Source organism: Collinsella aerofaciens, from assembly GCF_005845035.1.
GTDB lineage: Bacteria > Actinomycetota > Coriobacteriia > Coriobacteriales > Coriobacteriaceae > Collinsella > Collinsella aerofaciens_I.
Map to the genome: position 1 here is coordinate 1 of NZ_SPFO01000011.1, position 24,128 is coordinate 24,128.

Annotated in this window: 18 protein-coding genes and 1 pseudogene; 12 read left to right on the forward strand and 7 right to left on the reverse strand. The window is 59.7% G+C overall.

What is annotated here, in order from left to right; genetic code table 11:
- Positions 1-329: 329 nt before the first annotated feature.
- Positions 330-917: a pyridoxal 5'-phosphate synthase glutaminase subunit PdxT gene (pdxT, locus tag FGQ67_RS06255; RefSeq protein WP_138340667.1), complete on the reverse strand. Its 588-nt coding sequence runs from the start codon at positions 915-917 to the stop codon at positions 330-332.
- A 20-nt stretch (positions 918-937) separates the two neighbouring features.
- Positions 938-1,828, reverse strand: a complete 891-nt coding sequence (gene pdxS, locus FGQ67_RS06260) for a pyridoxal 5'-phosphate synthase lyase subunit PdxS (RefSeq protein WP_138340669.1) — start codon at positions 1,826-1,828, stop codon at positions 938-940.
- 145 nt (positions 1,829-1,973) lie between these two features.
- On the opposite strand from pdxS, the gene pdxR reads away from it, so the two are divergent.
- Complete coding sequence (gene pdxR / locus FGQ67_RS06265; RefSeq protein WP_138340671.1) at positions 1,974-3,410, forward strand: MocR-like pyridoxine biosynthesis transcription factor PdxR; 1,437 nt, start codon at positions 1,974-1,976, stop codon at positions 3,408-3,410.
- Positions 3,411-3,951: 541 nt separating this feature from the next.
- Positions 3,952-4,833 (forward strand): hypothetical protein, encoded by an 882-nt coding sequence (locus FGQ67_RS06270; RefSeq protein ID WP_171025226.1) that lies wholly within the window; start codon positions 3,952-3,954, stop codon positions 4,831-4,833.
- Between the two features lie 241 nt (positions 4,834-5,074).
- Here FGQ67_RS06270 and FGQ67_RS06275 read toward each other — a convergent pair whose 3' ends face one another.
- Positions 5,075-5,635 (reverse strand): ferritin family protein, encoded by a 561-nt coding sequence (locus FGQ67_RS06275; protein WP_022094328.1) that lies wholly within the window; start codon positions 5,633-5,635, stop codon positions 5,075-5,077.
- A 256-nt stretch (positions 5,636-5,891) separates the two neighbouring features.
- Here FGQ67_RS06275 and FGQ67_RS06280 point away from each other — a divergent pair, with 256 nt between their 5' ends.
- The 6 genes and pseudogenes from FGQ67_RS06280 to FGQ67_RS06305 all read left to right on the forward strand — a co-directional run bounded on the left by FGQ67_RS06280 (position 5,892) and on the right by FGQ67_RS06305 (position 11,959).
- On the forward strand, positions 5,892-7,112 hold the full coding sequence (locus tag FGQ67_RS06280) for an iron-containing alcohol dehydrogenase (protein ID WP_117769822.1): 1,221 nt from the start codon (positions 5,892-5,894) through the stop codon (positions 7,110-7,112).
- 72 nt (positions 7,113-7,184) lie between these two features.
- A pseudogene (locus FGQ67_RS06285) lies at positions 7,185-8,501 on the forward strand (aldehyde dehydrogenase); the annotation flags it as partial.
- A gap of 425 nt (positions 8,502-8,926) precedes the next feature.
- Positions 8,927-9,253 carry an HIRAN domain-containing protein gene (locus tag FGQ67_RS06290; RefSeq protein ID WP_035137041.1) on the forward strand — a complete coding sequence of 109 codons (327 nt, stop codon included), beginning with the start codon at positions 8,927-8,929 and terminating at the stop codon, positions 9,251-9,253.
- Positions 9,254-9,271: 18 nt separating this feature from the next.
- Positions 9,272-9,451, forward strand: coding sequence for a hypothetical protein (locus FGQ67_RS06295; protein ID WP_035137042.1), 180 nt, complete (start codon positions 9,272-9,274; stop codon positions 9,449-9,451).
- 66 nt (positions 9,452-9,517) lie between these two features.
- Positions 9,518-10,063, forward strand: a complete 546-nt coding sequence (locus FGQ67_RS06300; RefSeq protein ID WP_138340675.1) for a metallophosphoesterase — start codon at positions 9,518-9,520, stop codon at positions 10,061-10,063.
- Positions 10,064-10,201: 138 nt separating this feature from the next.
- Entirely contained in the window at positions 10,202-11,959 is a 1,758-nt protein-coding gene (locus FGQ67_RS06305; protein ID WP_138340677.1) for a DUF2130 domain-containing protein, read from the forward strand.
- A gap of 79 nt (positions 11,960-12,038) precedes the next feature.
- Here FGQ67_RS06305 and FGQ67_RS06310 read toward each other — a convergent pair whose 3' ends face one another.
- The 3 genes from FGQ67_RS06310 to FGQ67_RS06320 form a co-directional block, all read right to left on the reverse strand.
- Entirely contained in the window at positions 12,039-14,720 is a 2,682-nt protein-coding gene (locus tag FGQ67_RS06310) for a DEAD/DEAH box helicase (RefSeq protein ID WP_138340679.1), read from the reverse strand.
- A gap of 309 nt (positions 14,721-15,029) precedes the next feature.
- Positions 15,030-15,869: a tRNA (guanine(46)-N(7))-methyltransferase TrmB gene (gene trmB / locus FGQ67_RS06315; protein WP_138340681.1), complete on the reverse strand. Its 840-nt coding sequence runs from the start codon at positions 15,867-15,869 to the stop codon at positions 15,030-15,032.
- A 119-nt stretch (positions 15,870-15,988) separates the two neighbouring features.
- A complete protein-coding gene (locus FGQ67_RS06320; RefSeq protein WP_171025227.1) occupies positions 15,989-16,861 on the reverse strand; it encodes a class I SAM-dependent methyltransferase in 873 nt (290 codons plus the stop codon).
- A gap of 267 nt (positions 16,862-17,128) precedes the next feature.
- Between FGQ67_RS06320 and FGQ67_RS06325 the strand changes: the two genes are divergently transcribed.
- The 4 genes from FGQ67_RS06325 (at position 17,129) to FGQ67_RS06340 (ending at position 21,624) form a co-directional block, all read left to right on the forward strand.
- On the forward strand, positions 17,129-17,845 hold the full coding sequence (locus tag FGQ67_RS06325) for a helix-turn-helix domain-containing protein (protein WP_138340684.1): 717 nt from the start codon (positions 17,129-17,131) through the stop codon (positions 17,843-17,845).
- Positions 17,842-18,741: a DUF4097 family beta strand repeat-containing protein gene (locus tag FGQ67_RS06330; protein ID WP_138340686.1), complete on the forward strand. Its 900-nt coding sequence runs from the start codon at positions 17,842-17,844 to the stop codon at positions 18,739-18,741. Before FGQ67_RS06325 ends, FGQ67_RS06330 begins: the two co-directional genes overlap by 4 nt.
- A gap of 102 nt (positions 18,742-18,843) precedes the next feature.
- Positions 18,844-20,748, forward strand: a complete 1,905-nt coding sequence (locus FGQ67_RS06335; protein WP_138340688.1) for an elongator complex protein 3 — start codon at positions 18,844-18,846, stop codon at positions 20,746-20,748.
- Positions 20,749-21,624 carry a spermidine synthase gene (locus FGQ67_RS06340; protein WP_138340690.1) on the forward strand — a complete coding sequence of 292 codons (876 nt, stop codon included), beginning with the start codon at positions 20,749-20,751 and terminating at the stop codon, positions 21,622-21,624.
- 17 nt (positions 21,625-21,641) lie between these two features.
- Here FGQ67_RS06340 and FGQ67_RS06345 read toward each other — a convergent pair whose 3' ends face one another.
- Positions 21,642-24,086, reverse strand: a complete 2,445-nt coding sequence (locus tag FGQ67_RS06345; RefSeq protein WP_138340692.1) for a DEAD/DEAH box helicase — start codon at positions 24,084-24,086, stop codon at positions 21,642-21,644.
- Positions 24,087-24,128 lie beyond the last annotated feature (42 nt).

Here is a 24,128-nt window from a genome sequence, read left to right on the forward strand (position 1 = left end):
GTCGCAGCCCCGACCCGCGGTCACGAGCGGGGGCTCCTATCTTTTTAGTGCCCTCGGATTGGGTCATAGTGTCTGTCGGTGCCAAAGCATCGGCGTTGCCTTGATCAACGCCTGCCAAAAAGGGACGGGTTTATTTTGGTCGGTTTTATCTGGGCAAACGTGGTCGTCTATCGCAATGTAGTCGTTGGGGACGTTCTTGTTTGACTAGTCGTTTAAGAACGTCCCCAACGACTACATAGCATGAGAGTGGATAATCTCCCGGTTTGAGCCCATATTCATGCTCAAGGTGGGAGATTGTCCACTCTCGTTTCGTTTGATGATTTCGATGCCTACATTTGGAGGAAGAGCTCGTGGAGGCGCGTGTCGTCGTCGAGCTCGGGGTGGAAGGTTACGCCGAGCTGGCTGCCCTGACGGGCGGCGACGATACGGCCGTCGACTTTCGCTAAGGCCTTGGCGTCGCCGTGGACCTCGACGATGCGGGGCGCGCGGATAAACGTCAGTGGCACTTCACCGTCGATGCCGGCTAGCTGCCCCTTGGTTCGAAAGCTGCCGAGCTGCCTGCCGTAGGCATTGCGCTCGACAAGTACATCCATGGTTGCCAAACGCGGCGTGCCCTTATCGTCATGGGCGGCAAGGTCGTGAGCCAGCAGAATTAGGCCGGCACAGGTGCCCAGGACGGGTATGCCTTCAGAGATGCGGGCACGAAGCTCCTCGAGCATGCCCAACTCATCAAGCAGCTTCCCTTGAACGGTAGACTCGCCGCCGGGAAGTACCAGACGGTCAAAGTCCTGCTTTAAATCAGGCGCCTGCCTCAGCTCAATACAGTGTGCGCCAAGCTCGGCTAGTCTTGTCTCGTGCTCGGCAAAAGCGCCTTGGACCGCCAGCACGGCGACCGTTTGGTCTGCATAATCGCTCATGTGCGATCCTTTCTGCTGGACTAGCGCCCGCGCTCTTCCATGATAATCTCGATCTCGTCGGCGTTGATGCCCACCATGGCCTCGCCCAGGTCCTCCGAAAGCTCGGCAATGAGTTTGGCATCGGTGAAGTTTGCCACGGCCTTGACGATGGCGGCTGCGCGCTTGGCGGGGTCGCCGCTCTTAAAGATGCCCGAGCCGACAAAGACGCCTTCGGCGCCCAGCTGCATCATCAGCGCGGCGTCGGCGGGGGTCGCTACGCCGCCGGCGGCAAAGTTCACGACGGGAAGCTTACCCGTGGCATGGACCTCGCGCACCAGCTCGACCGGAACCTGCAGTTGCTTGGCTGCCTCAAAGAGCTCGTCGTCGCGCAGGGCAACAACGTCGCGGATCTGCTTTTGGATTTTGCGCATGTGACGCACGGCCTGAACGACGTCGCCCTTACCCGGCTCACCCTTGGTGCGAATCATCGTGGCGCCCTCGGCAACACGGCGCAGCGCCTCGCCCAGATCGCGGGCGCCGCAGACAAACGGCACGTCAAACTGGGTCTTGTCGATGTGATAGACGTCATCGGCAGGGGAGAGAACCTCGGACTCATCGATGTAGTCGATCTCGATGGCCTGAAGGACCTGCGCCTCGACGATGTGACCGATGCGGCACTTGGCCATAACAGGGATGGAGACGGCCTCTTGGATGCCCTTGATCATCTTGGGGTCGCTCATGCGCGAGACGCCGCCTGCGGCGCGGATGTCGGCCGGAATGCGCTCGAGTGCCATGACGGCGCAGGCGCCCGCCTCCTCGGCGATGCGCGCCTGCTCGGGTGTGGTGACGTCCATGATGACGCCGCCCTTGAGCATCTGCGCGAGTTCGCGATTGAGTTTGACGCGATCGGCCTTGCTGGTCTGTTCTGCCATGGTTGCTCCCTTGGTTGGCATGTGCATTGCTTGACGGAACATCCTATCGGGGAGCTGGGTATGGCGAAATACTCAGTTTTCGAGATAATAATAAGGTCAGCTTAATACCAGATTGAACAGCTCGATAAGGTCAGGTGGCAAACTCATGCTTGACTACAATTTGGAAAAACGTGGCGAGGCATCGCTTTATGAGTATGTTTACCAGCAAATCCGAGATGATATTGTTGCTGGACGTATTGTGGCGGGGGAGCATCTTCCGTCTAAGCGCGCCTTTGCCCGTCATCTGGGAATCAGTGTCATTACCATCGAGAATGCATATAGCCAGTTACTCGCTGAGGGCTATATTTGCTCAATGCCGCGTCGTGGCTACTACGCTTGCGAGCTTCCGGATGCACCGGTTTTGGCTTCGGCTGCGGAGGGCATCGACCGAGATGTCGTCTCTGTGGGCCCCAGCGTGCATGATGTCAACGGACAGGTCGAGCGATTCGATGCGCTTTCTCCTTCTGCTTTGGAGGCGGCGCGGCTTTGGCAAAGCGCGCTACGGGCGACGCTGGCATCCGAAGACGAGCGCGAAATCTTTTCGCCCGCACCGGCGCAGGGCACTGCTCGGCTGCGACGCGCAATTGCTCACCATCTGCACGGGACAAGGGGTATGAATGTCGACCCCAACAACATCGTTATCGGTGCGGGCGCCCAGCTGCTCGATACCATGTTGGTTCAGTTGCTTGGCGCGGACAAGGTGTATGCGGTTGAGGATCCGGGCTATTTGCGTCTGACGCGTATCTATCAGGCTATGGGCTGCCAAGTTCGACATATCCCGTTGGATGATGAGGGCGTGGACTTGAGCACTCTGCAGAAAAGCGGGACCGATGTCCTTCACCTGATGCCGTCCCATCAGTATCCGACCGGCCTTGTGACGAGCATTGCGCGTCGCTATGCGCTTCTGAGCTGGGCCGCCGAGCGACCAGGTCGGTATCTCATCGAAGATGACTTTGATTGTGAGTTTCGCCTTGCTGGCAAGCCGATTCCCGCGCTCGCGTCGATCGATGCCGCCCAGTCGGTTATCTACACCAACACGTTTTCGAAGAGCCTTTCATCGGCGTTGCGTTTGGCGTACATGGTGTTGCCCGATGAGTTAATGGAGCGGTTTAGGCACAACCTTGGTTTCTACGCCTCGTCGGTGAGCTCTGTTGACCAGGTCGCTTTGGCGCGTTTGCTGGAATCGGGTGATTACGAGCGACATGTGAACCGCGTGCGCGTTCGTGCTCGCGAGGCGCGTGATGGCCTGATGGCGCTTGTGCGGAAGGTATTTCCGGCAGGAGAGGTCTCGATCGAGCATGCAGACGCGGGCCTTTACTGTATCGTGGTTGCGGAGCGTGGAACGGGCGGAAGCACTTTTGCATGGGCCCTCACGCGCTCGAGCATCCCTTTTATCGATATCGGTGACTGTTTTTGGTGTGCCGATGGCGCATCTGTCCCTGAAAACACAACTCAAATTCTTGTTCAGTATGACGATCTGAGTCCAAAAGTACTAACAACCTTGGAATTGCAGCTAATGGGGGGCACTCTGCAACCTAAGTGAGTAGACTTTTAGCACTTTGGCGACCAGGCAGTTTTGTAGCAAGCTATTTACCTGCGGTTTTGAAAAGCAGGATGACCGGCCTGCTCGGGATGTTCAAAAAAGTCTACTCACTTGCCGCGCAAAGCTCCTGCATGAGAAAAAATGGGGTTTTCAACAGGGCTTCGTCCAGCTCTCGGCAAGCTTTTGGCCAGTTGGGGAGTGCTGTTGAAAACTTGGCAGTCCGTTCGGCGCCATTTTTGGTGCGTTCGCGCCAATGCGTGACTGACTGGGTTGAAATTCGTGTTTTCCTGTGCCTATGAAGGATTTACTTTGTGACATATCGGCTTTTAGGTACTGGCGTTTGCCTCCTCAAGTCCGCGCTTTGTGTCCGCCGCTTCCACGACCGGAAGAAGACCGGCAGCGATATGATCTCGCCCGCAACCCGACGGCTGCGGTCGCGCTCGGTTTTCCGTTGTATACATTGGTTCGGACGAGAAACAAACGGACTTGTCCAGCCAGCATTAGGCAGCGGCTGTTTCTTGGTGAGCTTCCCAGGGAATCCGTGCTGGAAACGGAGCATGGGTTTTTGATTACGTCTCCTCTACTGACGGCATTCATCATGTCGCGGCACCTGACGGATCTCCAGCTTCTTTTGGTATTGGCGGAGATGTGTGGCTTGTTTGCGGTGTGCGCTCTGCCGGCGGCACTTGAGGCGGAGCTTTCGCGTGCAATTGATTCGGGCGCGATTTCGACAACGTTCGGTTGGGTGCGCTGCCCGTCCGAGGACGGCACCGCCTCAAATTTATGGCGTCGAGACGCTTTGGTTTTGGGCGGAGACCTTGACCGTTTTTGTTCAGATGTTTGCGGGATGCGTTACGGCAATAGATTTATGGCGGTATCGCAACTCGTTCCATTGGGTGCCGCGTCGCCTTTTGAGGTCGAGGCGTATTTGCTACTTGCACTGCCGCGATCCCTGGGAGGCGAAGGTTTTTGCGACATAGAGCTTAATGTTGAAGTGATGCTAGGCACAAGTGCTCGAGCGATTGTGGGAAAGTCCCGTATATATATCGACCTACTTCTTTCTTCACCGGACGGTAGGCGACAGGTGGCCATTGAATGTCAGGGAAAGGCCTCGCACGGACGCGCAGGGGATGGCTTGCGTGACGCTGACCGCATGACGGCCCTTCAGGCCATGGGCTACGATGTGCTTCTCCTGACACACAGACAGATATCGGATGAGGATAGATTCCGCGCGATCGTTAAGGCCGTATGCAGGATGCTCGATGCTGAATATCGTGATAAAAGCTCAGATGAGCAAAGGGCTGAGACATTACTCAGGTCTGAACTATTCGTTGACTGGACAAAATTGGGAGTAATCGACGGAAAGATGCCCGTTAGACACAAAATGGCTCGATCGTGGACGGCTGCGAATCTAAGTGAGTAGACTTTTGGCACTTTGGCGACTAGGTCGTTTTGCAACAAGGCATTTACCTGCGGCTTTATAAAGTGATATGGATGGTCTGCTCGGCAAGTTCCAAAAAGTCTACTCACTTAGTTTTTGACGAGAAGCCGATGCCGAAGGCGGTCCTATTTCAGGTAGTTAACAAGTTTGTGAGGCACGAAAAAGGCCCGAACCATGCGGTCCGGGCCTCATCGAGCTAGAGGTTATGTCTCAGGTTGCTGGCTTAGCCGAAGTAGCGCTTGAGCAGGCCGGCGAAAGCCTTGCCGTGGCGAGCCTCGTCGCGAGCCATCTCGTGCACGGTGTCGTGGATGGCATCGAGGCCAGCGGCCTTGGCGCGCTTAGCAAGATCGGTCTTGCCGGCGGTGGCGCCGTTCTCGGCCTCAACGCGCATCTCGAGGTTCTTCTTGGTGGAGTCGGTTACGACCTCGCCCAGGAGCTCAGCGAACTTGGCAGCGTGCTCGGCCTCCTCGTGGGCAGCCTTCTCCCAGTACAGGCCGATCTCGGGATAGCCCTCGCGATGAGCGACGCGCGCCATGGCCAGGTACATACCGACCTCGGAGCACTCGCCCTCAAAGTTGGCGCGCAGGTCGGCAACGATGTCCTCGGAGACGCCCTCCATCTTGGCGACGCCCACGACGTGCTCGGCAGCCCACTCGAGCTGACCCTCCTCCTGCTTCAGGAAGCGAGAACCGGGAACGCCGCACTGGGGGCACTTGAAGTCCTCGGGCAGCTGGTCGCCGTCGAACTCTTCCACATAACCGCAAACGGGGCAAACAAACTTCATGATTCGATCCTTTCGATCGATGGCGATTGTGCGCTCGTCCGGTCCCGTAAGGGCCCTCTCCGGACGTGCGTCTTGACGAGTTCTATTATCCATAAATGCAACCAAATGTGAAGCCTATTAGGAATGATTTTTAATAAAACAATTTTGAGATATGAAGATGTTGATTGATTAACGATTGGCAGGCCGTCTTTGACCGCCGCTGAGTACAATCGGGCGAGCAAATGTTGACCTATCAACAAATGAAGGAGTTTCCTTTATGCATCTAGCCCGTCGTGCCTGGTGCCGAACATATCAGACGGTTTTTCGCATTGCATTGCCGATCCTGCCCTATACCGAGCCGCGCATTTTAGAGCATGCCGAGGATGTGCCCGCGGTGCTTCAAAAGCGCTCGATCCAGAAGGTCCTTATCGTGACGGATCCCGGCATTGCCCGTCTGGGGCTCACGGCACCGCTCGAGACGGCGCTCGCATGCAGGGGGATTGGCGTTACGGTCTATGCCGAAACGCGTGCAAACCCCACGGTTTCAAACGTGGAAGAAGCGGCGTCCCTGTATCGAGAGAGCGCCTGCCAGGCCATTATCGGCTTTGGCGGTGGCTCGGCCATGGACTGTGCCAAGGGCGTGGGCGCACGCATTGCGCAGCCAAACAAGCCCATCAACAAGATGCGCGGCCTGCTGCGGATTCATCGTCGCCTGCCGCTGCTCATCGCCGTTCCCACTACCGCCGGTACGGGAAGCGAAGTCACGCTTGCGGCGGTAATTACCGATGACGGGACGCACTACAAATACCCCATTAACGACTTTGTGCTCATCCCGCGTTTTGCAGTCCACGACCCCGAGTTTACGTGCGGCTTGCCCGCTTCCATTACGGGGCAGACGGGCATGGACGCCCTGACGCATGCCGTTGAGGCCTTTATCGGGCGAAGCACCACGCCCTATACGCGCAAGATGGCGCGACAGGCGGTGCAGCTTATCCACGACAATTTGCTCGAGGCCTATGAGCATGGTGACGACATGCGCGCTCGTCGCAATATGCTTTCGGCGGCGTATAAGGCGGGCGTTGCGTTTACCCGCTCCTATGTCGGATATGTGCATGCCATCGCGCACAGTCTGGGCGGCCGATACGGAATTCCGCACGGTTTGGCCAACGCGATCATCCTGCCGCACATGCTTCGCGCTTATGGTGACGCCGCCGCCCCCAAGCTTGCCGATCTTGCTCGCATGGCGGGCATTGCGCCGGCTACCGCGCAGGATAGTCTTGCGGCCGAGGCCTTTATCGATTGGGTCGACCGCATGAACGAGATCCTGGGAATCCCCAAATATGTCTCGGGCATTCGCCGCTCCGACATTCCCGAGATGGCGGCGCATGCCGATGCCGAGGCCAATCCGCTGTACCCCGTTCCGCTTTTGATGGACCGCTTGGAGCTCGAGCGTATGTACGAGGTCGTCGCGGGTGGTATGTTTGAGGACGAGAACTAGGAGGGTGCCATGAACACCGAGGAAATTGCGCGCATCGTCGGCGATCAGCGCACTTAATTTAAAACGCACGCTACGTTTGATGTTGATGCCCGACGTCGCGCGCTCGTGAGTTTACGCGATGCGGTACGGGCGCACGAGGCCGATATTGCCCATGCACTCAAGACCGATTTGGGAAAGTCGCATGACGAGGCATATATGTGCGAGATCGGCACGTCGCTTTCCGAGATTCGTCATCAGATCGCTCACGTGGCTCGATGGAGTCGTCCGCGCCTGCGTCCGTGTGACCTTGCCAACGCCGTGAGCGCGTGCAAAACGCGAGCCGTGCCCTATGGCGTCACGCTCATCATGGCTCCGTGGAACTACCCGTTTTTGCTAACACTCGAGCCGCTCGCCGGCGCCCTTGCCGCGGGCAATACCGTGGTCATCAAGCCGAGTGCCTATGCTCCGGCATCGAGCGCGGTGCTCAAGCAAATCTGTGAAGAGGCATTTGATCCGCGCCTGGTGACGGTTGTCGAGGGCGGGCGCGCCGAGAACGAAGCGTTGCTCGATGAGTGCTGGGACAAGATCTTCTTTACCGGTAGCGTTCCGGTCGGCAAGCTCGTCATGGAGCGCGCGAGTAAAAACCTCACGCCCGTGACGCTTGAGCTGGGCGGCAAGAGCCCCTGCATCGTGGATGCGACGGCAAACTTGAAGGTCGCGGCACGGCGTATCGCCTTTGGCAAATGGCTCAACGTAGGGCAGACCTGCGTGGCGCCCGACTACCTGCTGGTCGATACGCGCGTGCACGACGAGCTGCTGGACCTCATCAGGGAAGAGGCCCGCCGTATGTTTGGCGAGCATCCGCTCGATAACGAGGATTATGGGCATATCGTCAACGCCAAGCATTTTGCGCGCGTGCGTGGGCTGATCGATCCCGATAAGGTTGTGCTTGGAGGCACGGCGCGCGAGTCATCGCTCAAGATTGAGCCGACGATTTTGGACGGCGTGACCCCCGATGACGCCGTGATGCAGGAGGAGATTTTCGGCCCCATCTTGCCGGTGCTGACGTTTGAGAGCCTAGACGAGGCCGAGACGTTTATTACGGATCGTCCGACGCCGCTGGCTCTGTATATCTTTAGCCAGGATCGCGCAGTTCAGCAGCGCTTTGTGCGTTACGTGCCCTTTGGCGGCGGCTGCGTCAACGACACGATTATGCACTTGGCTACGAGCCATATGGGCTTTGGTGGCATGGGTGCGAGCGGTATGGGGCGGTACCATGGACGCGAGAGCTTCGATACGTTTAGCCACAAGAAGAGCATCGTGAACAAGGCAACGTGGCTGGACGTGCCATTCCGCTATGCTCCTTACGCAAGCTGGAAGCACAAGTTCGTGCGCATGTTTGTGCATTAGAAAAGGGCGCAGGTAATACGAACAAGTGTTCCTATTACCTGCATTTTGCGTTAGACTACTGTTATGGAGCACGGATGGGCCAACTCCCTTTAGAAGGGATTTGGTATGAACGTAAGCGATGTTATTTCGTTATTGGCGTTGTTGATTGCGGCTATCGAACTCGGTCTGTTTATCGGCCGAATGAAATAGCCGCCCCCGCGTAAGCGAAGACGGCCACTTCTCACGATGAAAACGTGTATCGGAGTTGGCAAGACCCGCGGCAACGGGTGCCATCCGTGTTCCTATCTTATCTGCAAGCGTTCTGTCGCGCAAGCGTTGAGGCAAACGATTGAAGGACGCAGACAGGATGTATTTGTGTCCGCACGGGACCGTAGACTTCTCAATAAGGTTACACACCGGTTTATCCGGCCGTTAGAGGAGCTGCTATGTACGAGCCTTCGCGTGTTCTTCTGTCATTTCACATTGCAGGATTTCAGTATGCCGATGGCGCTTTGGTCCTAGGCGATCTTAAAGCGGGCGATAAACTGACGCTGTGTGCCGAGCGCGATAATCCCCATGACCCCGAGGCAGTTGCGATCTACTATGGCAAGACCAAACTTGGCTACGTTCCGGGAAACGAGGTCGGCCCACTGTCCTTGATGATGTATTACGGCCACGAGGACGTATTTGAGGCCCGTGTGCAACAGGTTGCCCCCGAGCGCAGCCCGTGGCATCAGGTGCGCGTTGGGCTCTACGTGGTGGATGCTCGCTAGTCGGCAATGGAGGCTGCCATGTTTGATGACGATGACCTGTTTGATCTGGCAGATGATCCGTTTGAGTGGGATGTGCTACTCGATGACGATGAGCTGGAACAGGACCGTAAGATGCGGCAGGACAAGAAAACTCAGGGTGACGCTTCGAAAAAGCAAGACAAGCGCCGCCGCGGACTGTTCGGCGGGCTCTTTGGATAACCGCCGCATCGCTACGTCTGTATACTTAGCACGAGTTGGATGCATTGCGAAATGAGGGCATAGACGATGATGTGGTTTACCGCCGACCTGCACCTGGGCGATACGAATATCTTGCACGACATGGATCGACCGTTTGATTCGGTCGAGGAGATGAACCGCAAGGTCATCGATGCCATCAATGAGTGCGTGGCTGCGGACGACCGCCTCTATATCCTGGGAGACTTTACGTATCGCTTGCCCATGGCGGAGGCGGTGCGCCTGCGCGAGCGTATCGAATGCAAGAATGCGACGCTCATCCGCGGTAACCATGACGGCGACTGGGAAGATTCCGACGCCCCGCAAATTTGGGAAGACGTGCGCGATTACCTGGAGATTGCTCCCGGCTATGCCAAGGGCCATCGTCTGGTTATGAGCCACTACCCCATGCTCAGCTGGAACGGCAAGGCACGTGGCGCCATTATGCTGCATGGGCATATCCACAGCAGGGGTGACCGCACCAACGCACGCAACCGCGATCGCGAGCGCCCGATCCTGCGCTATGACGTTGGCCTTGATGCCAACGACTACAGACCCGTAAGCCGCGATCAAATCCTGGGCTTCTTTGGACTGTAATGCTCGAACCACCACAAAGGGGACAGGCACCTTTGTGGTGGTTCTGGCGCCGTTGCCATTATGGCGGCGGCGCCTTTTTTGTCCGCGTGGCGCGGTAGAGTGTAGGCGGTTGAAATTTGCGTCCATCGAGGAGCTGCTATGAACGAGATCAAGTGCCCGCATTGCGGCGAAGTTTTTAAGGTCGATGCGTCCGGCTATGCGGATATCGTCAAGCAAGTGCGCGATGCCGAGTTCTCGCGCGATCTTGATGAGCGCGTAGCGGCGGCTCGACGCGAGGGCGAGCAGGCGCTGGAGCTTGAGCGTTCGCGTTCGGCGTCTGCCCTGCAGGAGGCGGAGTCTCAACGCGACGCTCAGCTTGTCGAGCAGAAGAACACTGCGGATCAGAAACTGGCGCAAGAGGTTGCCAAGCGCGATGCTGAGCTTGCCGAGCTGCGCGCTAAGCTCGAGGGCGCTGCCGCAGAGCGCGAGAGTGCAAGCCAGCGCGCGGCGGTTGAGGCACGAGCCAATGCTCAAAAAGAGAATGCCGAACTCCAGCGTGAGATTGATAGCCTGCGTGCGCAGCTTGGGCGCAAAGATGACGAAGCAAAGCTTGCCGAGTCGGCGGCGCGCAACGCTGCTCAAAACGATTTAGCTGCACGTGATGCTCAGATTGCCGAGCTGCAGGCCAAGCTTGCCGCGGCGGACAAGGCCCAGGAGATGGCGCTTGCCGCCGCTGCGGCTGAGTCGCAGCGCGAGCTCGATGCCGCTCGCAGCGAGGCCGAGCGCGCGCTTACTGACTATCGCGCGACGGTACAAGAGAAGTTTTCCGCCGCTAAGGCACAGTCCGAGCAAGAGGCCGAGGGTCTGCGTGCCCAGCTGCGCGAGCAGGAACTGATGGCAAAAATGAACCTGTCGGAGGCGGTTGCCGCGGCGGAGCGAGAGCGCGATGAGGCGCGTGCCAAACTGACGAGCGAGCTGGCGGTGCGCGATTCTCGCGAGGAACAGGCCAAGGCGGCACACGAGCTCGAGCTTGCGCAGGCCAAGCGTGCGAGCGATGACCTGATTCGCTATAAGGATGAAGAGATCGAGCGCCTTAAGGACATGAAGGTCCGCCTGTCCACCAAGATGGTGGGTGAGTCGCTCGAGCAGCACTGCGAGACCGAGTTTAACCGTCTGCGCATGACGGCGTTTCCTAACGCGTACTTCGAGAAGGATAACGATGCGTCCGAGGGCACCAAGGGCGACTTTATCTTCCGCGAGTGCGACGCAAGCGGTAACGAGGTCATTTCGATTATGTTCGAGATGAAAAACGAGAACGACGAGACCGCGACCAAGCATAAAAACGAGGACTTCTTTAAGAAACTCGATCACGATCGTCGCCAGAAAGGCTGTGAGTACGCGGTGCTCTGCACGCTGCTCGAGCCCGAGAGCGAGCTTTACAACGCGGGAATCGTGGACGTGAGCTATCGCTACGAGAAGATGTACGTGATTCGCCCGCAGTTCTTTATTCCCATGATCACGCTTCTTCGCAACGCCGCCATGGGTTCGCTTCGCTATAAGCAGGAGCTGGCGGAGTACAAACAGCAGAATATCGACGTTACGAACTTCGAAGCCAAGATGGAGAAGTTCAAGAATGATTTCGGCCGCAACTACGAGATCGCGAGCCGCAAGTTCCAAACGGCGATCGATGAGATCGACAAGACGATTAGCCACCTGCAGAAAACCAAGGAGGCGTTGCTGTCCTCCGAGAACAATCTGCGCCTAGCCAACAAGAAGGCGGACGATCTTACCATTCGCAAGCTCACGTGGGGCAACAAGACCATGAAGGCCGCGTTTGACGAGGCGCGCGGGGCTGCGACAGAGACAAACGATGAGCCAGCCGAGGCGGATTCGTATGAGGTCGAGGGTGCCGAGTAAGGCATAGCGTATAGCGCAAAAGCGGGGCCGCTGGCTATATTGCCAGCGGCCCCGCTTCGTTTCGTTCCATTGTGCCCGGCTAGTCCTCGAGCAGGTCCTCGATAAAGCCGACGCGGTAGTTTTTGAAGATGACCTCGCCGCCGTCTTGCGTGGCGTCCAGATCGACATCGCCCATGATGCCAAAATCGTGGTCGCCATCCTCGTCGGCAAAGATCTGGTGCACGTGCCATACGTGCGCGGTCTTCTCGTCGGACTCGTCAATGGAAAACATCGCGGCGCTGCGGGCATCTCCGTCGGTGAGGATTTCCTCGTGCTGCTCGTGGTAAGCGTCGAGTGCTTTTTGCCAGCGGATCTCGCTCATGCCCCAGTCGTCGTCGAGCTCGCCCAGCTCGCGAACGTGCTCGCGGGCGGCAAGGGTCACGCGGCGGAAGAGCGCGTTGCGCACCAATAGCGTGCAGCCGCGACGGTCCGCCACGACCTCGTCGATGCCCTGCGGCGGCGCAGCATCGAGGGCTGCCGGGTTGCCGGCGTTTTCCCACTCGTCCACCAGGCTCGAGTCCACCGAGCGCACCACAAAGCCCAGCCACGAGATAATGTCGCGCAGGCGCTCGTCGCGCTTCTCGATGGGCACGGTACGGTCGAGTGAACGGTAGGCCTCTGCCAGGTAGCGCAGTAAAATGCCCTCGGAGCGGGCGATGCCGAGCTTTTGAATGTAACCCTTAAAATCGCTCGCGCTTTCCAGCATATCGCGCAGGACACTCTTGGGAGAGAGCTGGTAGTCGTTTGCCCAAGGCACTTCCTGGCAGTACTTGTCAAAGGCGGCATCGAGCAAATCCTCGAGCGGCTTTTCGTAGGTGACGTCCTGAATGCGCTCCAGACGCTCCTCATAGTCGACGCCGTCAGCCTTCATTTCGGCCATCGCGCGGTCGCGCGCGGCGCGCTCCTGTGCGCGCAATACCTGCTTGGGGTCCTCGAGCGTTGCCTCGACCATCGAGATCAGATCCATGGTATAGGTCTCACTCTCGGGGTCGAGCAGCTCCAGCGCGGCAAGCAAAAACGGCGAGAGCGGCTGATCGAGCGCGAAGTCCTCGGGCAGATCGACCGTCAGCGCATAGTCGATGTCCGGCGCGGCGTCAGTCGGGGCGTCGGGCGCGGGCGGCACCTCGGTGCGAACGACGACGCCGGAATCGATGAGCGTGGCGAAGATTTCGTCGGCGCGAACCTCGAGCTTAGCCTTTTCCTCGGGAGTCTGCAGGCTCGTCTCGATGAGGTCGTGTACGCGGGTTCGGGCATCGCCGCCCTGCTCGACCACGCTAATCACCATGGAGTGCGTGATGCGCAGGCGCGGCTTGAGCGTCTCGGGCTGCGTCTCGATCAGGCGCTCAAAGGTCTGCTTGTTCCAGGTGACAAAGCCCTCGGGGGCCTTTTTCTTTTTAATCTTACGGAGTTTTTTGGGGTCGTCGCCCGCTTTGGCCACAAGCTTGGCGTTTTCGATCTCGTGCTCCGGCGCCTCGGCAATTACCATACCCTCGGTGTCAAAGCCCGAGCGGCCGGCGCGACCGGCAATCTGGTGGAACTCGCGGGCGCGCAGACGACGCATCTTGTAACCGTCGAACTTGGTGAGCGCGGTGAGCACCACGGTGTGGATGGGCACGTTGATGCCGACGCCGAGCGTGTCGGTGCCGCAGATGACGGGCAGCAGGCCCTGCTGCGCCAGGCGCTCAACCAGTAGGCGATAGCGCGGCAGCATACCGGCGTGGTGCACGCCGACGCCGCAGCCGAGCAGGCGCTTGAGAATCTTGCCGAAGGCGGTGGAGAAACTCGTGCCTTTGGCAGCTTCCTTAATGGCCTCGCGCTGCTCCTTGCTAGCGATGCCAAAGTTGGCAAGCGACTGTGCCGTGGCAAGCGCGGCGTCCTGACTAAAGTGCACGATGTAGAGTGGGGCCTCTCCGCGGCGCATGGCGAGCTCGACGGTGCCCTCGAGGGAGGTCGTCACATAGTCGTAGCTCAGCGGAACAGGGCGCGGGGCGTCGACAACCAGGTCGCAAGCAGCGCCGGTGTGCTCCTCGAGCGAGGCGGCGATGGCGGTGACATCGCCGAGCGTGGCACTCATGAGCATAAACTGCGTGTGGGGCAGGGTGAGCAGCGGCACCTGCCATGCCCAGCCGCGGTCGGGGTCGGCAAAGTAGTGGAACTCATCCATGGCTACGCAGCCCACATCGGCGTCCTCGCCCTCGCGTAGCGCATCGTTGGCAAGGATTTCGGCCGTGCAGCAGATGACGGGTGCCTTGGTATTGATATGCGTGTCGCCGGTGATCATGCCGACGTTATCGCGGCCGAGCACCTGCACCAGGTCGAAGAACTTTTCGCTGACCAGAGCCTTGATAGGAGCCGTGTAGTAGCAGCGCTTGCCCTGTGCCATGCCCATAAAGAGCATGCCCAGCGCGACGAGCGACTTGCCCGATCCGGTCGGCGTGCCCAAAATGACGTGATCGCCGGCGGCCAGGTCCATGAGGGCCTCTTCTTGGTGATCCCACAGCTCAATGCCACGGTCGCTCGTCCATTCAAAGAAGCGTTCGAAGGCCTGATCGGGCGTGAGCCATGGTTCGGGCTCACTGCCATCCTCGGGCTCCCACCAGGTGGGGGAGAGCGCGCCGAGCGAGCCGAACTCGGCTTCGGTTCCCGTGCCGCCCGAGAATGAACTGGCGGCGCCGGCGCCGGAGACGGTGCCGGCGACGGTATCTGTCGTGGTCTGTGCCATGTGGTTGCTTTCTCTCGCGATTGTCCGCCAACTATTATGGCGTAGCGGCGGCGTGGGGTGCCAGCGCGCGAGAAAATGCAGGAAATGGGCGTTCTGCCCAGCCGTTTAGTGTAGTCGCTAGCTAAGTGAGTAGACTTTTTGCGATATTGCGAGCACATGGCTTTTGCGCAAGGGTTCTACCTGCGGTTTTATGTTTCGCTATGCGGGCTGTGCTTGGCTATTGCAAAATAGTCTACTCACTTAGGTTTGAGGGCCGTTCGCTGGCGCCTATTTGCGCTTGTTTGCCAACGCCGCGACCATCAGAAGCCCCTAGGACTCTTGCGGTAGACGCTTCTTGCCCTTGCGGGCACGGTTTCTAAAGTTCTCGACGGCTTCTTCCATGCCCAGAGGTATATAGGTGAGCTCATCGAGGTTGTCGGGCAGGTAACACGCAAGGCTTTGCTCCTGCGCGCGGCCCGCCGCGAGCTGTTCATCGCTGGGCTGCGTGCCGGGTGTGGCGCAGATGCCATAGACGGCGGCGCCCATCTCGCGCGTGCGGCATTCATATTCGGTCTCGGGATGTTCGGGATGGTCGCGGCGGACGTCGTCACTTACCCAAAGCGTGTCGTAACCGGCCGCGGCAAACTGCCCCAGGGCGTAGTCACGCAATGGCTTGCTGTCGGTTCGCAGCGTTACGGTGGCGCCAACTGCAAAGAGCGGGCGATAGAGCATCAGATGGTCGACATGGACGAGTCGTTTTTTGGCGTACTTGGCCTTGGGCTGCGGCGTGGGAAAGTTGATGGTGATGGCATCGAGCTCGCCTGTGGCAAACAGCTGCGGCAGCGATGCGGCGCCTCGGGGCAGGACGAGTGCGTTGGTCAGTTCCTGCTCGCAGATTTTCTGCGCGGCATAGGCGATACAGATGGGCTCCTGGTCCATACCGATAAAGAGGGTGTTTGGCTCGTGGGCCGCGCGCTCTACAAGGTACGTTCCCTTGCCACAGCCAAGATCCAGGTGAAGGTGCTCGAAGGGCTTGTTGCCTGCGGGCGCACAGGCCTTGCGCCAATCTCCGACATAGGCCTCGGGGTTCGTCTCAATCGCATCGGCGTAGCGCTCCAGGCGCTCCTCGAGCACAAAGTTCTTAGGCGTGCGAACGTGGACGGCTCCCATGAGGCTCCTTGGTCATAAGTATGGAACGTATAGCTGCGCGTTCCGTCAATGGGTTGAAAAAGGCGTGGGCATAGTTTGCCCGAAAGACGCGGTGCGGCTCGACGGCGAGTCGTCGGTGCCTACAGGCGCTTGAGAATCACATAGCGGTTGAGATCGCCGCTACGACCGTCGGCATGGAAGCGCTCAAGCTCGCGCACGGGGACCTCGCCGCTCTTGTAGAACGTACGCACGCCGCGCACCAGGTCGGTGATCTGCTGATCGTCAAAGTGATGGCAATAGCGGTAGGCGTGGCGGTCGTTTTGCCAGCCAATGAGGTGGTCACCGGCTTCAAACTGCGCGGAATCGTAACCCTCAAACGGCGGGGTGAGCTCGGCGCGGGCCTCGGCGCGAACAGCCTTGCGCGCCATGCGCTCGTCGTTCATAAACTCCCAAAAGCTGATGGCGATGATGCCGCCTGGGCGCGTCTGCCGCACCAGGGCGTCGAGCACGCGTACGCGGTACTCGCACGACGGTACGTGGTGCATAAAGCCAAAACAGACCGAGATGTCGGCGAGCGGGGCATCGAAAAGCGCATCGGGCGTCTCGGCGGGATTGAGCTTCATGAGGGCATCGAGCACATCGAGCTCCTGGAAGTGCAGGTTGGGAATGCGCAGCGCGTGGCCATGTGCATCGATGGCCAGGTCTTGGCACGAGTCGACGCCATAGAACTCAAACGGACAGCTGGCATCTGCCGAGGGGTTTGCTCCGTCGACGCCCTTGGCGGCAAGTGCGCCGCCGGCGGCAAAGTTCTCGAACCGCATATTGCCGCAGGCAAGATCGAAGACGCGGACGGGATGCTCGATCGTGGCGACGTCGAGCTGCCCGAGCGCGATATCCATGGTGCGCACCCAGCCGGGCCACGGGGCCTGGCGCGTATCGGAGAAGGAGGCGGAGTGCTCGCGATAGAACGTGTTGTTGAGCTGGATGAGCGATGAGGCGAAATCGCGGTTCACGGCGCGGAACTCCCTCCGTTGGCGGTGCGGAATAAACAGTACGACCATACTACCGTTAACGCTGCAACGGGGACAACCAAGCTACGGGTCATTGCTTTGTTTGGACACATTTCCGCAGCTCATATGCACCCGCAACCGCCGGTTGTCAAAAATCTCACTAGAATAGGTGGCATGCTTTTGGCGGTGGCGGATAGATTTTTAACTGTGCAAGGCGCCTTAAGAACAAAAACGGTCCGGCGGCACGGCTGGCATCACATAGGAGGAACCATGAATGTAGAAACTGCGCAGCGGCTCGCCGACCTTCGTCGCAGCAAGGGTTTTAGCCAAGAAGGGCTGGCGCGAAAGTTAGGGCTGTCGCGCCAGGCGGTCAGTAAATGGGAACGCGCGGAGAGCTCGCCCGATACCGAGAACCTAATCTCGCTCGCCAAACTCTATGGCGTGAGCCTGGACGAGCTGCTCAATCCGAGCGACGAGATCGAGGACGATATCGAGTTTGAGAACGAGGACCGCGCCCGTCAGCGCGAGGCCGAGGCGGCAGAGCGCGCCCGCACCCATGAGGCGGCGGCACGCGCCACGGAGGCAGCTACGCAGGCAAGTGATGCCGCGGCCAAGGCGGCGCAGGCGGCAAGCTGGAGTGCGCAGGCCGCCAATGCCGCTACGGCGCAGGCGACGAGTGGCACCGCGGTTGGCTCGACTCCGGTGAAGGGCCCGTTCCAGTCGTTCCCGTATTGGGCCGTGTGCTGGCTGCTGTTCTTTTTGCTGATGTTCCTGTTTGGTGCCGGTCCCTTTGCCGCGCTGATCTTCTTTACGATTCCCATCTATCACTGGGTGGCGCGTGCGCTCGATGGCGATTGGGCGCGCGGGGATATTCAGGTTGGCCCGGCGTCGGTGACAACTAGGGCTCAGAATGTTTCCGCTTCGGTTGATGCTGACGTGGCTACCGCGACCACCGCTGAGCCGATTGCCAAAGAGGGTGGTGAATGATGAAGCTTTCGCATGAATCCAAGGTACGCTTGGGCGTTGGCATCGGAGCGTTCGTGCTTATCATCGGGCTTGTCTTTGGCACTTCGCGGCTATTGGCTCATTCTGATATGGTGCGTACGACCGGTATTCTATCTGGCCATTTGTCTGATTTTGACGATATGTTTGACGAGGACGATTCCTTGAATAGCGGTAACTATTCCGCTCGGCCTCAGCAGCTTTCGAGCACGACTTTTGATGCCGATGAGTTCCGCTACCTCGATTTCGATATCAATGCGGCTTCGGTGGACGTCAAGGTTGTTGATGGCAACAAGGCTCGCGTTATCGAGCGGGGGCGCGTTGCCGAGGGTATGGATGCCTCCAAGGCCGCGACGCAAAACATCGCATCCGTCGAGGACTCGACGCTCAAGGTTTCCCAGTTTGGAAGTGATGACGGTAAGGCAATCGATCGCTCAGTTACGGTCGAGCTGCCGCGCCGTGTTGCCGAACATCTGAAGGGAGTCAACGCGCACGTGGGCTCGGGTGATCTGCAGATTGCCGGTGTCATCTGTGATGGTTTCGATCTTTTCCTGGGTGCGGGAGATGTAGAGTTTACGGGCAGCGTGACTGATGCGCTTAGCGCTGAGGTCGGTTCGGGCGATGTGACGCTCGAGCTTTACCAGGCCCCCGCGAAGTCGATGGACGTGAGTGTGGGCTCGGGCGATGTGGAGATGACGGTTCCGAACTCGACGGGCTTTAAGGCGAGCCTCACCTTGGGCAGCGGCGACTTCGAGAGCGATTTCCTTCCGCTTGGCTACGACGGCGAGACCATTTTGAATCTTGAATTCGATAACGGTGACAAGTCTGCCACGTATCGTTTTGAGGTCGGTTCGGGCGACATGTCGTTTGATCCGGAGTGATGGCTGCGGGCTGGTCCGCAAGCATAGATGCTTAGACGCGCTGTTTGATGGAGGCGCCGGAGCCGTGACGGGCTCCGGCGCCTTTGCCTTTACAATGGGGGCATGGAACAGATTATCTTGAACATACTCGAGGCCCTGCGTCGCGGCGAAACCGTGGACGACAAGGCGCTCGTCAAACTGATACATGCCGAGGCGCGCCGCGAGGGTGCCGATAAGCGCGACCTGGCCAAGCGTCGCCTGCTGCCGTTTTACCAGCGGGTAAAGCGTGAGGGGCCGGCTCGTTGGGCTGGGTGGAATGTCGATGCCGAGCTGGAACGTCAACTGCTGCAGGTGCTGCGTATGAAGCCGCGCCGAACGGCTTCGGGCGTGGCGACCATTACCGTCATCACCAAGCCGTGGCCGTGCTCGGGCGATTGCCTGTTTTGCCCCAACGACCTGCGTATGCCCAAAAGCTATCTGCATGCCGAGCCCGCGTGCGCCCGTGCGGAGCAAAATTGCTTCGATCCATATCTGCAGGTGAGCGCCCGTTTGACGGCGCTTTCGCAGATGGGGCATGCGACCGATAAGATCGAGCTCATTGTGCTTGGCGGTACCTGGAGCGACTATCCGGAAGGCTATCAGACATGGTTTATGTCGGAGCTTTTCCGTGCGCTCAATGACGATGCCGTCGCCGGCGTGGCGGCAAACCCCATGTTGGCGCGTCCGGGCATCAGTCGTGCCGAGGCGGGGCGCCTGCTCGATGACGCTCCCGCCGATGCCCTGCCGCCCGTGGTAGCGGAGCGCCGCGAGCGCTATCGGGCTGCCGGCATTGCGACAGACGAGGTCGAGCTTGCTGCCGGCGTTGCCGACGAGCAAGGGCGTGTGGATGCTGCCGTGGGCGGCTATAACCGCGCGGTGCGTCGTCTGTACGGTTCCGGTACGCCGTGGGGCGAGGTCGCCGAGTGGCAGACGGCCACGATGGAAGAGCTTGAGCGCCAGCAACGAATCAACGAGACGGCGAAGCATCGCGTGGTGGGGCTCGTCATCGAGACGCGCCCCGATGCTGTAACGCCGCAGGCGCTTACGCTTATCCGCCGCCTGGGCTGCACCAAGATCCAGATGGGCATCCAGAGCCTCGACCAGCACCTGCTCGATATCAACGAGCGTCGCATTTCGGTGGAGCAGATCGAGCGGGCGTTTTCGCTCGCGCGCCTGTTTGGCTTTAAGATCCACGCGCATTTTATGCTCAACTTGCTGGGCGCCACGCCCGAGGGGGACAAGCGTGACTACGAGTGCTTTATGACCGAGGGGGCCTTTATGCCCGACGAGGTCAAGGTCTACCCGTGTGCGCTTATCGAGGGCTCGCGTCTGGTGGGTTGCTATGAGCGCGGCGAGTGGCGTCCCTATACCGAGGAAGAGCTGCTCGATGTGCTGGCCGACGACATCGTGGTGACACCGGCGTTCTGCCGCATCAGTCGTATGATCCGCGACTTTAGCTCCGACGACATCATGGTGGGCAACAAGAAGCCCAACCTGCGTCAGCTCGTTGAGAACCGCCTGGCTGCTCGGGGTGACGGTGCGACGGTGCGTGAGATTCGTTATCGCGAGATCAGTACGGCGGGTGCCGACTTGGGTGAGCTGTCCCTTGACGAGGTCGCCTACGAGACCCCGGTGACGGGCGAGCGCTTTTTGCAGTGGGTGACACCACAGGGCAAGATCGCCGGCTTTTTGCGCTTGTCTCTGCCCGACCGCGCATTTGTTGCCGCCCACGCGGGCGAGTTGCCGACGACGCCGGACGAGGCGATGATTCGCGAGGTACACGTGTATGGCATGGCGGCGCGTGTGGGCGATCAGGGCCAGGCGGCGCAGCATCATGGGCTGGGCCGTTCGCTGGTGGAGCGCGCGTGCGCTATCGCTCGGGATGCGGGCTATACGCACATTAACGTGATTAGCGCGATCGGCACGCGTGAGTACTATCGTCACCTGGGTTTTTACGATCATGGCCTCTATCTGCAAAAGGAGCTCTAGATGAACAAGCCGAGTGTTTCTGCCGGGGTTGTTGCCGGTGTTGCCTTGGGAGCTGCTGCGCTTGGTGCGGCCGCTGTCGCTGTTCGCGCTGCCTGCTTGCAGGTCGCGCGGACTCGTAATGGGCTAGCACGCGTAAGGCGCGTGCGCGATGCGAACGGCGATGAGGTTCGCGTGCTTGTGCAGGGTGGCGTTTACCAAAGTGCGAGCTATGTTGGCGATCGCTGGACAGAGCCGGTCTTTGCGTACTATCGTGCGTTTGACGATGTGTTTGAGGCCCAGGATGCGATGCGCGCAGCTTGCGGGCATGGCATCGACCGCATGCTCATGCTGGGCGGTGGCGGGTTTGCTTACCCCAAGTTTGCGCTGATGTCGCACGAGGGCCTGCGTATGGATGTCGTTGAGTACGATGCCGAGATTACGCGTCTGGCCCGTCGTTGGTTCTATCTGGACGAGCTTGAGCGCATGGTGGGTGACCGCTTGTGTGTGATCACCGCAGAGGCGCGCTCGTATCTGGGCGTGACGAGCGTGGGGCATCGCCGCTACGACGTTATCGTGAGCGATTGCTTTGGCGGCGCCGAGCCTGTGCGCGAGCTGGCGACCGTCGAGGCTCTGCGCTTGGTGCGGGGTAGCCTGCATGCGGGTGGCGTCTATGTAGCCAATATCGTGAGCGCGAGCGAGGGGAGCGATGTGACGTTCCTGCGCGATTGCGTTGCCACGGCACTTGAGGTGTTTGCCCATGCGTGGGTTGTCCCCTGCGGCGACACGGAGTTTGGCGGCGAGGAAAACTACCTGCTCATCGCCGGTGACGGCGACTATGCCTTCGCGGGCGCCGTGCCCTACGACACCGACTTCCTCGGCACCGTTCTTTACGACTAGCCCATTCGGGGCCGGCCTTATGCGTGGTCTCGCCAGCTAAGGACGCGCTGCTTCATGCCTTCGATGTCGAGCACGCCTTCGGCAAAGCCTTTGCGCACGAGCTCTTCGGGAACAAACTCGTCGTAGCGGTCAAAGTAAGGCACCTCGCCAGGATAGACGAGCTCGATGGGGTCGAAGTTCTTCTCGGCCTCGGCGGCGAGCACCTCAAAGAACGTCTCTTCGTCGGCTTTCATCTTAAACTGCATAAAGTACGGGCGTGACGGGTCGAGTCCGCGAAGGCCCAGCTCAGCGGCACATTTAATCTTGAGCATGCGCTCGAGCGCCAAAAAGGCGTAGCTGCCCAGCCAGGGGAAGAGCACCCAGGTATCGCCGCCCAGGTTGATGAGCGGTTTAGTTCCCGCACCCGAAAGCTTGGCCGTATGACGAGCCTGCGCTAAGCGGGCCCGTGCGTTACCCATGAGGTACGGATATGTCGCGTGCTCGTTGAGCGCCTTGCGCATGCGCTCGAGTACGTGTGTATTGATGTCGCCGGGGCAGTCGCCAAAGTAGGCCGGCACCCGGCCCTTGACCTGCGTGGCAAAGACAGTGTGGCGCTTCCAGTCCACTTCCTCGACAATCCAGCAATGGCCTGCGATGGCGATGCGCTCACCGGGCGGTGGGGGATTGACGATCGTGCCCAACTCGGCCGACTCGCTGCGAACAGTGAACTCCTCGTTTTCCTGGAACACGGCGTAGAACTTAAAGTTGTTAATGATGCGCTCGCCCGCGAGACCCACGATGAGTCCGCCGCCTTCGGTGACCTGGATATGGTCGATCTTAATGAGGTGACGCAGCAGCACGCGATAGTCATCGGCCGAGATACGATGGAAATAGCTCAGTGTGAGCACGCGCTGGGCAAGTTCGGCCGGCGTGAGCTCTCCGGTGCTGGCGAGGGTCGACATGGTCTGGTGATAGAGCAGACTGTAGGGGAGTCGATCGAGCTCAGGCGGCTCGACCCATTTTTCCTCGCGATAGAGTTGTACGAGCGCGATGCCCTGCAGGAGCTTCCAAGGAATGGTCTCGGGCATCATCGTGCGCGGCTCAGGCTCTTCCTCGCGCATGACAAACCACATCTCGGGCGGAAGGTCGCGGCGTCCCGTGCGGCCCATTCGCTGCAAAAAGGAACTGACGGTAAACGGCGCATCGATCTGAAACGCACGCTCCAGACGGCCGATATCGATACCGAGCTCCAGCGTAGAGGTGGTGACGGTTGTCTGTGCCTGCTCCTCATCGCGCATGAGTTCCTCGGCCGTCTCGCGCAGCGATGCCGAAAGATTGCCGTGATGAATGAGGAAACGGTCGGGCTCGTGCCGGTTCTCGCAGTAGCTACGCAGCATGGAGCACACGGCCTCTGCCTCCTCGCGCGAGTTGGCAAAGACCAGGCACTTGCGGCCGCGCGTATGCTCAAAGATATAGCCCATACCGGGGTCGGCGTTGTCGGGCGCCGTGTCGGTGGGGTTGAGAAGCGCCTGCTCGGTCGCTCGTGGGATGTCGACTTCGCCCTCGGGGGCCGAGGAAGTGCGACGGTCTTTGGGAGCGGCTTTGCCCCGTGCCCGCTCACGACGTTGACGGCGCTCCTCTTGTGTGAGCTGTCCGCTGTGACGCATGTCTTGGGCGCCGGCGGGCAGTGCCGCGGATGCCGCCGCCTCGATGCGCTCGCACGCAAGCACTTCGGCCTCTTGAGGACCCGTGCTCTCGAATCCCCGCTGCTGTGCCTGGGGACCCGAGTTGTAGAAGTGCTCCATGGAGATGCGCCACACGCGACGCGGTTCCTCAAAACGGGGGATAACGCAGTCGCGTCCCGTTCCCTGCGAGAGAAAGGCGCCCGTGCGCTCGGGGTCGCCGATGGTGGCCGAAAGGCCAATGCGGCGGGGCTGCACGCCTGCCATGCGCGAGAGGCGCTCGATAAGACAGAGCGTCTGCCCGCCGCGGTCGCCGCGCATGAGCGAATGAACCTCGTCGATGACGACGTAGCGCAGGTCGCAAAACATGCGCGGGATCGCCATGTGCTTATGGATCAGGAGCGCCTCGAGCGATTCGGGCGTAATCTGAAGGATGCCGCTCGGCTTTTTGATGAGTTTGGCCTTGTGCGACTGCGAGACATCGCCATGCCAGTGCCAGACAGGGATATCGGCCTCTTCGCATAGGTCGTTGAGGCGGACGAACTGATCATTGATGAGTGCCTTGAGGGGGCCGATGTAGAGGGCGCCAACGCTTGCGGGCGGGTTCTCCCAAAACTCGGTCAGGATGGGAAAGAAGGCTGCCTCGGTTTTGCCGGAAGCTGTGGATGCCGTCAGGAGCACATTGTCCTGCGTATTAAAGATGGCGTCTGCCGCTGCAACCTGGATAGAGCGCAGACTCTCCCAATCGTGGGAGTAGATGAAGTCTTGGATAAACGGGGCGTAGCGGTCAAAGGCGTTCACGGGGCCTCCTTTCAAAAACGAATCTCTCAACGCGGTGGGCAG